Raw genomic sequence first — 1,301 nt, 5'->3', positions numbered from 1 at the left:
CGCCGGCCCCCGCGCGTCCGAAGGCGGTGCCCTGCTCGACGCCGCCCGCGACCGCCGCGCCGCGAGCGAGACAGCCGACGCGCCCCAAACGCCCCCCGGCCGCATCGACGACCACCGCTGGCCGCCGCAGCCCTGAGAGTTCAAGCGCGTCAGAGCGTCTCGCGCACGAAGCGCCACCCTCCCTTGTCCCGGCCTTGAGCCGGGACCCAGAACCGCTGGCGGTTCCGAAACGCGCGCGACGGCGTGGGCGCTTTGTTCTGCTTACGGTGACGTTTCTGGATCCCGGCTCAAGGCCGGGACAAGGGAAGTGAGGCGGCGACCCCGACGCTCGAAGGGCGTCTAACCGGACCCATGTTACATCGTTAGAGGTTGGCCCTCCCTCTTGTCCCGGCCTTGAGCCGGGACCCAGAACCGCTGGTGGTTCAGAAAAACGCGCGACAGCAGGGAGCTTTGTTCTGCGAGCGGAGGCGTGTCTGGGTCCCGGCTCAAGGCCGGGACAAGGAAGTGCGCCCCCCGCCGACAGCGAACCCCTCTCAGCGGATGCGGAGCACCATGTCGAGGCTCACGCGCTCCTGCCAGCCGGCGCGGACCAGTTCGGGGTCGTCGTGCTCCTCCTGCGGCAGGCCGAGGCAGAGATAGGCGATCAGCCGCCAGGCCGGGGGGGCGTCGAGCAGCGCGTGGATGCGGGTCGGGTCGAGGATCGACACCCAGCCGACGCCGATCCCTTCTGCCCGCGCCGCGAGCCACAGGGTCGCGATCGCGCCCACCGCCGAATAGGCCAGCGTCTCCGGCATGGTGGCGCGGCCGAGGCCGCAGCCGAGTTCGGTCTCCTCGTCGCAGAACACCACGAGATGGACCGGCGCCTCCTTCATGCCCTCAAGCTTGAGGGAGCGGTAGAGCGCCGCGCGTTCGCCCTCGTAGGACGCGGCCGCGGCGGCGTTGGCGCCGAGGCAGTTCTCCCGGGCCGCCCGGCGCAGCTCCGGGCTTTCCACCAGCACGAACCGCCAGGGCTGGCTGTTGCCGACGGAGGGCGACAGCACGGCGATCTCCAGCAGCCGCCGCACCGTCTCCGGCGCGATCGGATCGGAGCGGAACCGCCGCACGTCCCGGCGCCACGCGATCAGCTCGGCGAGCCGGTCGCGGAAGGCGGCGTCGAAGACAGGGGCGGCTCCGGTCGTCACGCGCTCTCCCGCGCCAGATCGCCGAGCAGGCTCGCCGCCACCGACAGCCGCGCGAGCGTGACGCCGGAGCCCGCGATCTCCGCCACCGCCTTGCGCACCCGCGCGGCGTCCGGCGAGGCC

The 1,301-nt window shown here is 72.5% G+C and carries 1 protein-coding gene; it reads right to left on the bottom strand.

Annotated elements, in window-relative coordinates; all coding sequences use genetic code 11:
- Positions 1–533 precede the first annotated feature (533 nt).
- A complete protein-coding gene (gene bluB / locus ACFQ4O_RS17645; RefSeq protein ID WP_378777693.1) occupies positions 534–1,181 on the bottom strand; it encodes a 5,6-dimethylbenzimidazole synthase in 648 nt (215 codons plus the stop codon).
- Positions 1,182–1,301 lie beyond the last annotated feature (120 nt).

Source organism: Methylopila musalis, from assembly GCF_042679725.1.
GTDB lineage: Bacteria > Pseudomonadota > Alphaproteobacteria > Rhizobiales > Methylopilaceae > Methylopila > Methylopila musalis.
The sequence above is the reverse complement of the archived record's forward strand: the minus strand, read 5'-3'. Positions and strand labels throughout refer to the sequence as shown.